Origin of the sequence: Pseudophaeobacter leonis (assembly GCF_002087335.1) — a bacterium.
GTDB lineage: Bacteria > Pseudomonadota > Alphaproteobacteria > Rhodobacterales > Rhodobacteraceae > Pseudophaeobacter > Pseudophaeobacter leonis.
This window is the reverse complement of sequence record NZ_MWVJ01000014.1, coordinates 1-8,740: the sequence shown is the minus strand read 5'-3', so window position 1 is coordinate 8,740 and position 8,740 is coordinate 1. Positions and strand designations below refer to the sequence as shown.

At 60.2% G+C, this 8,740-nt stretch carries 6 protein-coding genes and 4 pseudogenes; 4 read left to right on the top strand and 6 right to left on the bottom strand.

Annotation, left to right across the window (positions count from 1 at the left end):
• The 3 pseudogenes from B4968_RS05015 to B4968_RS05005 all read left to right on the top strand — a co-directional run.
• Window positions 1-182, top strand: a pseudogene (locus tag B4968_RS05015) (cytochrome c biogenesis protein CcdA); the annotation flags it as partial.
• A 214-nt stretch (window positions 183-396) separates the two neighbouring features.
• Window positions 397-1,766: pseudogene (locus B4968_RS05010) on the top strand (hypothetical protein).
• A pseudogene (locus B4968_RS05005) lies at window positions 1,763-3,162 on the top strand (cytochrome P450). The pseudogenes B4968_RS05010 and B4968_RS05005 overlap by 4 nt, the downstream one beginning before the upstream one ends.
• Here B4968_RS05005 and B4968_RS05000 read toward each other — a convergent pair.
• Genes B4968_RS05000 through fumC form a run of 3 tightly spaced genes read right to left on the bottom strand, consistent with a single transcriptional unit; the run spans window position 3,153 to window position 4,965 of the window.
• Window positions 3,153-3,386 (bottom strand): ribbon-helix-helix domain-containing protein, encoded by a 234-nt coding sequence (locus B4968_RS05000; RefSeq protein ID WP_083097134.1) that lies wholly within the window; start codon window positions 3,384-3,386, stop codon window positions 3,153-3,155. The pseudogene B4968_RS05005 and the gene B4968_RS05000 sit on opposite strands and share 10 nt — an antisense overlap.
• Window positions 3,383-3,571: a DUF4169 family protein gene (locus B4968_RS04995; RefSeq protein WP_083097132.1), complete on the bottom strand. Its 189-nt coding sequence runs from the start codon at window positions 3,569-3,571 to the stop codon at window positions 3,383-3,385. The genes B4968_RS05000 and B4968_RS04995 overlap by 4 nt, the downstream gene beginning before the upstream one ends.
• Window positions 3,571-4,965, bottom strand: a complete 1,395-nt coding sequence (gene fumC / locus B4968_RS04990; protein WP_083097130.1) for a class II fumarate hydratase — start codon at window positions 4,963-4,965, stop codon at window positions 3,571-3,573. The genes B4968_RS04995 and fumC overlap by 1 nt, the downstream gene beginning before the upstream one ends.
• 182 nt (window positions 4,966-5,147) lie before the next feature.
• On the opposite strand from fumC, the gene B4968_RS04985 reads away from it, so the two are divergent.
• Window positions 5,148-5,834: a hypothetical protein gene (locus tag B4968_RS04985; protein ID WP_338153208.1), complete on the top strand. Its 687-nt coding sequence runs from the start codon at window positions 5,148-5,150 to the stop codon at window positions 5,832-5,834.
• Between the two features lie 297 nt (window positions 5,835-6,131).
• On the opposite strand, the gene B4968_RS04980 is transcribed toward B4968_RS04985, so the two are convergent.
• From B4968_RS04980 to B4968_RS04970, 3 genes and pseudogenes are all read right to left on the bottom strand, one after another.
• Complete coding sequence (locus B4968_RS04980; RefSeq protein ID WP_083097138.1) at window positions 6,132-6,605, bottom strand: SspB family protein; 474 nt, start codon at window positions 6,603-6,605, stop codon at window positions 6,132-6,134.
• A 135-nt stretch (window positions 6,606-6,740) separates the two neighbouring features.
• Window positions 6,741-8,035, bottom strand: a pseudogene (chrA, locus tag B4968_RS04975) (chromate efflux transporter).
• A partial coding sequence (locus B4968_RS04970) for a chromate resistance protein ChrB domain-containing protein (protein ID WP_139792572.1) occupies window positions 8,032-8,740 on the bottom strand: 709 nt, incomplete at its 5' end. The gene B4968_RS04970 and the pseudogene chrA, both read right to left, overlap by 4 nt.

The window sequence follows — 8,740 nt, the reverse complement described above, 5'->3', positions numbered from 1 at the left end:
CCGCAATCTTCCTCAACCGCTCTATGGTGGTGATGAATGCCATGAAACGCCACATGGGCCTGATTGAAAAGCTCATGGGCGGGCTCTTGCTGGTGGTTGGCTTTATGCTGGTGACCGGATTGTTTTCCAGCTTCTCCTGGTGGCTGCTCGAAGCCTTCCCTTTCCTCGCAACACTCGGCTAGGATCGCGCCTTGCCGCAGCACGCACAAGGCGCCCTTGGTACAACAGGGCGCCTTTCACATTCCTGCCAGATCGCAGCGGTGGTGGTCTGGTGGTTCTGACCTTCTGTTCAGCCCGTTGTTTTGCGTGGTCATTCCACGACATGGCCTTACTCTGGTCCTAAATCCACACTAAGCTTTGCCAGGAAAACATGGGACGGGAACCTGGGGCGGGAACATGGGCGAGACTGTAGGTCAGCAGACAGTGCAAGGCACAGGCGAGAGCGTCGCGCGCAACAGTTCTGTGCGCAACAGCCCTGTGCAAAACGGCACCGTGCGCAATCGGCGGGTGTTCTACATTCCCCGCTATGACCCCAACCATCCGCGCCGCTACCGCGAGCTCTATCGCAAGGAATCTTTGGCACAGGCCGAGATCAGTGGCTATGAGATCAGCCTGAAAGCCCTGCCGCCTGCCCAGGGCAGCGATCTGCCTGCGGCAGGCAGCAAAAGGCGCCCCCATGGATGGCTCGTTTCTGGGCAAAACGAGGGTCAGGAAACCCATGCCGAGGTCAGCGTTTTGGTTTGGTCCGACATCGTGCGCGACAGTATGGAGGCCTCCATACTGGGCACCTACCTGCAATTGCTGCGCACTGCCTGGGTTTATATCAGCACGGGGGCGCTGGCGCGCCTGATGCGACTGCGTAAGGGGCCGGTTATTGCGGCGCTTTACCCGGTGGCGATGCTGCTGGGGCAGGCCTTGCTGGCCGCGCTGCTGTTCTGGGCCTGCGTGGTGGGTTGGACAATCGGGCTGACGACCCTTGTACCCCAGCCTGCCTGGTATTTGTTACTGCCCGGCTGGGGCATTGGTGCGCTGGCTGGGGCTGCTCTTTTGCGGTGGTTCAAAAAGCAGGACGGCAAGTTTTTTGCCTATTACCTGATGCATGACTACGCCTATTCGGCGGCCTCTCGTGGAGAGAATTCGCACGCCCTGGAGGCGCGGATCGCCGAGTTCACGGCGCAGTTCCGTTTGGCTCTGGCGCCGGGAGGGGTCGACGAGGTTCTGGTGGTTGGGCATTCTTCGGGGGCCCATATTGGCGTGTCGGTGCTGGCGGATCTGATCCGCAGGGGCTGCCTGAGACGCATCCGGAAATTGGCTTTCTCACGCTGGGGCAGGTGGTTCCGATGGTGTCGTTTCTGCCGCGGGCTGATCGCTTGCGCGGCGATCTGCGCTATCTGTCGCTGCGCGATGAAATCGCCTGGGTCGATGTCTCAGCCCCCGGTGATGGCTGCGCCTTTGCGCTCTGTGATCCTGTCGCCGTGAGCGGTGTCGCCCCTGTTGGCAAGCGCTGGCCGCTGGTGTTTTCGGCAGCCTTCAGCCAAACCCTGAGCCCGGCGCGGTGGGCCGCCCTGCGCTGGCGGTTCTTCCGGCTGCATTTTCAGTATATGTGTGCCTTTGACCGCCCCGGGGATTATGACTATTTTCGCATCACAGCTGGCGCCATGACCCTGCGCGCGCGCTATCAGGGGCGCCGGGCCTCAACCTCGCGGATTGAGCGAAGCGTGTCAAAATACGCCTCGGTGCGCGCCGCTGCGGAGCCCAAGGCATGACTGCGCAGCACCCTCAGCCGCCAAAGCCGCCCGCCCGCGCGGATAAGGTCTCGCTTTGGCGCTATGTAAAACTGTTTCGCGAGGACATTTTGTCGGCGCAACCGGCCAAGCTTTACCGCGCCTGGATGGCTGAATTTCGCGCGCCGAGCTTTCGCTCATTTCTGATCAACCAGCCTGAGCTGATAAAACGGGTCCTGAAAGAGGAGCCTGACGCCTTTCCCAAATCCGACCGTATTGCCGAATGGCTGAAACCACTGCTGGGCAATTCGGTGTTTCTGACCAATGGCGAGACCTGGAAGCGACAGCGCCGCATTATTGATCCGGCCTTTGAGGGGGGGCGGCTGAAGGAGACCTTTCCGGCAATGCGGGCCTCGGCCGCGCAGCCGTGGCGCGGCTCAGCACACAGGTCGGGCCGGTTGGGCAAGGCGGCGCGCAGGTCGAGGTTGAGGAAGTTACCAGCCATGTGGCTGCGGATGTGATCTTTCGGACCCTGTTTTCGATCCCGATTGAAAATGCTGTTGCAGCAGAGGTGTTTTCCCGGTTTCGCGACTACCAGCGCAGCCAGCCGCTGCTTAATCTGGCGGCCTTTTTGCCGGTGCCCAAATGGGTGCCGCGTCTCTTTCGCCCCGGCACCCGCGCCAATGCCACCAAGATCCGGGCTCTGATAACGGAGCTGACCGAAGCCCGCATGGAGGCAATTGCGCAGGGCCACGCGCCGGATGATTTGGCGACCAAAATCATGACCACGGCGGACCCGGAAACCGGCGCGTGTTTTGAGACCCAGGAGATGGTGGATCAGGTTGCGATCTTTTTCCTCGCAGGCCATGAGACCAGTGCCTCGGCCCTAGCCTGGACGCTTTATCTGGTGGCGCTTTATCCCGACTGGCAAGAAAAGCTGGCGCAGGAGGCCTCGGCCCTTGAGGATGAGAGTTTTGCGGCCGTCGCAAAACTGCGCCTCAGCCGCGATGTGTTTCGCGAGGCGCTGCGGCTGTATCCGCCGGTGCCGATGATGGTGCGCGAGGCCAGCTGTCCGGTGACTTTTCGGGACCGCACAGTGCCCAAGGGGGCGCAGATCGTGCTCAGCCCCTGGCATTTGCACCGGCACGAGCGGCTTTGGGACAACCCCGATGGATTTGATCCCAACCGGTGGCACACGGAAAACGGCAAACAATGTCAGCGCGACGCCTATATTCCGTTTTCAAGCGGGCCGCGGGTCTGTACCGGGGCGGGGTTTGCTATGGTAGAGGGGCCGCTGATCCGGTCGATGATCCTGCGCCATTTTCATGTCACGCCTGTTGTGGGCAAAGAGCCAGTGCCGGTGGCGCATCTGACCGTACGCTCAAAAGACGGCATCTGGTTGCAGATCACCCCGCGCACAGAAAAGGATCAGGTGTGATCCGCCAGCTGGGCCTGCAACTCGCGCAATACAAACAGCCGAATGGCCGAGGCAAGGCCGCAATCTGCGCCGCGGATCTCATCAATTTCGGCAGCTAATTCATTGATTGGGCGTCTATTTTTAGCGGCAATCTGACGAAAGGCCAGCCAAAACGGATCTTCCAGCGACACCGAGGTCCGGTGGCCCCGCAGGGTCAGAGAGTGTTTGCGCGGGCGTCCGTTCATTCCTCGCCGCTATCCTCGTCTCTGTGGCCATCCAGATCACGACGCGTCTTGGCGGCGCGGGCCTTCGCAAGCTCTTTTTCAGGTTTGCTAAGGCCGAAGGTCACAGCATTCTGGTCAGCGCGGGCCTTGTCCTTGGCCCGCGCCTGTGTCTTGCGATACCGGTTCAGATTGACCGGCTTACCCATCAGTCCTTGGGACCGATCATCTGCTCGGGACGCACATCCGCATCAAACGTCGCCTCATCCACAAAGCCAAGCGCTACGGCCTCTTCTTTGAGGGTGGTGCCGTTCTTGTGGGCGGTTTTGGCCACCTTGGTGGCATTGTCATAGCCGATGGTGGGCGCGAGGGCTGTCACCAGCATCAGCGACTCTTTCATCAGCTTGTCGATGCGCGGCTCGTTGGCCTGAATGCCGTCCAGCATGCGCTCGGTAAAGCTGTCGGTGGCGTCGCCAAGCAGCTGGATCGACTGCAGCAGGTTATAGGACATCATCGGGTTATAGACGTTGAGCTCAAAATGGCCCTGGCTGCCGGCAAACTTGATTGCGGCGTCATTGCCCATGACATGGGCGGCGACCTGCGTCAGCGCCTCGGCCTGGGTTGGGTTGACCTTACCGGGCATGATGGACGAGCCCGGCTCGTTCTCGGGCAGAATCAGCTCGCCCAGACCGGAACGGGGGCCAGAGCCGAGGAAGCGGATGTCGCTGGCGATCTTGTAGCAGCTGCCGGCGATGGTCGCGAGGGCGCCCGACAGGAAGACCATGGCGTCATGGGCTGCCAGGGCTTCGAATTTGTTGGGAGCCGTGACAAAAGGCAGATCGGTGATCTCGGCCATATTGGCCGCCACTGTCTCGCTCCAGCCAACCTGCGTGTTCAGGCCGGTGCCAACGGCGGTGCCGCCCTGGGCCAGCTCGTAGATGCCGGGCATGGCCAGCTGCACGCGGGCAATGCCCTGACGGATCTGATGCGCGTAGCCGCCAAATTCCTGCCCCAGCGTCAGCGGAGTTGCATCCTGGGGATGGGGGCGGCCGATCTTGATGATGTCTTTGAACTCGGCTGATTTTTTCTCAAGACCTTCGGCAAATTTCTCCAGACCCGGCAGCAACACGTCGCGCACCGACATGGCGGTGGCAATATGCATCGCGGCGGGGAAGGTGTCGTTCGAGAACTGGCCCATGTTGCAATGGTCATTGGGGTGCACTGGGTCTTTGGAGCCAATGGTGCCGCCCAGCATCTCAATGGCGCGGTTGGGGATGACCTCGTTTGAGTTCATGTTGGACTGGGTGCCAGAGCCGGTCTGCCAGACCACCAGCGGGAAGTTGTCGTCGAACTTGCCCTCGATGACTTCGCCTGCGGCGGCGATCACCGCATCCGCGATGCGGTCGTCCATGTTGCCAGAGGCCTTGTTGGCCATGGCGCAGGCCTGTTTGATCACGCCAAGCGCGCGCACAATCGCGACGGGCTGTTTTTCCCAGCCGATGGGAAAGTTCATGATCGAACGCTGGGTCTGCGCGCCCCAGTATTTGTCGGATGGAACCTCAAGTGGGCCAAAGCTGTCGGTTTCGGTGCGGGTATCGGACATCTTGTCTCTCTCTCAGTCTGGAATGCTGTCTGGTATGCCGTTGCATGCCATCTAGCCTGTGCGCCCTCGCGGCGCAATTGGCCAGTTGCGCGCATCTTAGACAATCATGCGCCGGGGTATAGGGAGAATTCACGACAAGCGGTTTGTTCCATGTCATTGTCAGCGGGCTAGAGTGCACTACAATGAGCAATGCGACACCGGACAACGTAAAACAGGAACGTAAAACAGGGATGACCTCAGTGATCAAAGCCTTTGAAACCTGTACTCGAACGCCGCCAAAACAGGCAGGCTGCTGCGCCGTGCTATATTCCACGCCATTTCCCGGGCCCTTGTACGCGGTGATCGGGTGGGGCGTTTTGTTGCTCGCAGCGCTGTTTTTGTTTGTGCCGCCTGTTGCGGCGCAGGATGTGTCGCAATTTGTCGGGCGCTATAGCGGCTCTGTTGAGGTAGTGCACGCGGATGGCGATATTGACCCGCGTGATATGAGCGTGGAAATCTCCGAAACCCGCAAAGGTTTTTCTGTGCGCTGGACTTCGATCACCGAAAAGAACGACGGGCGGCGCAAGGAGAAATCTTACAAAGTAGAGTTTCGTGAAAGTGACCGGGCTGGAATTTTTTCAGCCGCTATGGGGCGCAATGTCTTTGGCCATGAGGTTCAGCTGGATCCGATGAAAGGGCATCCCTATGTTTGGGCGCGCATTACGGAGGGAACGCTGACGGTGTTTTCCTTGTACATCCATCAAAACGGCGACTATGAGATGCAGCAGTACGACCGCAGCCTGTCCGAGAAGGGATTGCACCTGGTCTTCAGCTCGCATCTGAATGGCCGCCCTACGCGTCAGTTGGAAACCGAACTGATACGGCACTAGCGACTTGGCACTGGCGTGATGTGACGCAACAACCGGTCCGGGCTGGGGTACAGCGTGGCTGTCCAGAGCAAGCTGCCGATGCGCGTGTTTGGCGCAGGACCAAAAGCGAAAGCAGCAGCAACAGTCAAATGTAATAGCCAGAATGTAGTAGCCAGACTGTAAAAACGCCCCGCAGGAGGCGAGGCGCATTTTGTATTGTTGCCGGTTCACCAGGTGGCGCTGATGTGGGGTGAAGAGCCAGCCCGTCTGCCTATCCGGACTGCGTCCTGCCTGTTTCGGGCCTCCCGCCGGTCTGATTTATGGCTTGCGGAAGCTATCCAGCGAGACAACATCGCCTTCAGAGGATTTTGGCGCCTCGTCATTGGGGGCTTCGTCCGCCGCCTTTGTCTGGTTGGCGTCTTCCTCATCGTCGCTGTCATCAGCAGATTCGAACCGCAGTCCAAATTCCACGGATGGATCCACAAAAGTCTGGATTGCGTCATAGGGAATATAGAGGGGCTCTGGCGCGTCGCCAAAATTGAGAGTGATGCCAAAGCCATCCTCTCCGACCTCAAGATTGTCGTACCAATGCTGCATCACCACAGTCATGTCGCCGGGATACCGGTCGCGCAGCCAATCCGCCAGCTTGGCGTCTGGATGGTTGGTGTCAAAAGTGATGAAGAAATGATGACTTCCCGGCAGGCCGTGATCCGCAACCTCCAAAAGGACGGTGCGAATGAGGCCGCGCATGGCGGAGTGCATCAGATTTCCATAGTCGATTTCACTGGACATGAAAGACACCCTGTTAAATTGCTGCATCAGCATAGGGGATTCTGCCGAAAACTAAAGGGCATGGCCACATGTTTTGCAATTATTTTGGGGCTCTAGGGCGCGCAGACTGTCGTCGCTGATTTGGTGAGTGTTAGCTTAAAGACCGGCCATCAGGGGGTGCACGGCAAGCCCTGATGCGGCCATGAGGAACAAAAGCCAGAACAGACGTCCCCGCACCAGATAGGCAACCAGCGGCGCCAGCAGGGTCAGCAGCAGGGCTGATGTGTTCAGGCTGTCCAGGCTGGGCCAGGGCATCGCCAGCGCGCCATGCTGCAGAACCGTGACCTGATGAAACAGAACATGCAGGGTAAACCAGACCATCAGGTTGAGGATGACGCCGGTGATCGCTGCGGTAATCGCTTTGAGGGCCGCGCCAAGACGAGGCTGCGCACTGAGGTGCTCTACATAGGGGGCGGCTGCAAAAATCCACAGAAAACAGGGCATAAAAGTGGCCCAGAGTGCGGTTGCCCCGGCGGCGAGGGAGAGGGCAAGGCCCCCTTCCTTGAGACCGGCCAGCATGGCGACAAACTGTGTCACCAGGATCAGTGGCCCCGGCGTGGTTTCAGCCAGTCCCAGAGCGTCGATCATCTCACCGGCACTGACCCAGCCATGATGCTCCACCACGGTCTGGCTCATATAGGCCAGCACCGCATAGGCGCCGCCAAAGGTAACCACCGCCAGTTTGGCAAAGAACCAGCCGATCTCGGCCAGAAATCCGGCGCCCATACCACTGAGCACGATGAGCGGCAGCAGCCAGAGCCCGCCCCAGATCGCAACCGTCCGCAGCGCGTGGCGGGCGCTGAGGTTGGGGTTGGGGGTGGCGGGCGTTTGAGTCTTCGGCTCGTCCTGTACTGTCGCGCCACGCGATCCGCTCCACAGACCAAAGATCCCGGCGCCAGAACAACAGCCGGAAAGGGCAGGCCAAAGGCAAACAAGGCGACAAATCCAAAACCCGCCAGGCCCCAGTCCTGTCGCCGTTTCAGCGCCTTATTGCTGAGCCGCCACAGAGCCTGCAATACGATGACAACACCCGCGGCCTTGATGCCCAAAAAGGCGGATTGCACCGCAGGCAGGGTGCCAAAGGGGGCATAAAGCCAAACCAGCAATGCAATCACCAGCGCGCCGGGCAGAACAAACAGCAAGCCCGCCAGCAGCCCGCCGCCAAAGCCACGCAGGCGCCAGCCCGTATAGGTGCAAAGCTGCATGGCCTCGGGGCCGGGCAGCAGCATGCAAAAGGACAGCCCGCGCAAAAAGGACTCTTCGTCCAGCCAGGGCCGTTCCTCGACCAGCTCCCGGTGCATCACCGCAATCTGCGCGGCGGGTCCGCCAAAGCGCATCAGACCGATCTTGCCAAAGACCCGCCACATGTCACCCCAAGATACTGTCGTCATGATTTTTTGTCCGCAGGCCAGTCATGCCCTTCGCCTTGGCCATCCCTTGCCCAGCGGTAAAGAGCATCATAGAGGCCAAGTCCAGCCTCCAGTTGTTGGTGGTCATCGCGAAACTGTCGCGACAGGCCAACGGAAAGCGCCAGTAGCCCGGCGGCTTCGGGGGCCAGATCATGGCGGTTGGTATCAGCGGCCCGCACCACGATGGACAGTCGGTCAAGCGCTTCGGTGCGCAGCCCGAACCGGTCCAGCATGGTGTCAAAGGTGCACAGGGGGCCGTTGTGGGACCATTCGCTGCCTTCAATGTCAAACGGCGTGGCGTCATATCTGGCCGCGACTCCCTCGACTTCTGCGGGGGAGACGAACAGAAACCTGGCCTGAGGGTCGACAAAGCGGCGGATCAGCCAGGGGCAGGCAATGCGGTCGATCTTGGGCCGGTGCCGGGTGACCCAGAGCGTATTGCCGGCGACCTTTTGCGGAATTTCAGCCGCTGGTATCCGGGGTGCGCCTGGCAGATCCCGCCAGGCAAACATGCCTCCCTTAAGGTATTCAGCGGCGATCCCATCGCTGCGCAGCCAGGAGGCGAGCCCCTGAGACAGTTTGATGCCACGTTGGCAGGTAAGGACGCAGGGGCGGTGGCCAATTCGGGCTTTTAGCCCGTCAATATCGCTGCGCGCGTGGCGAAAGGATCCGGGGATCAGATAGGGG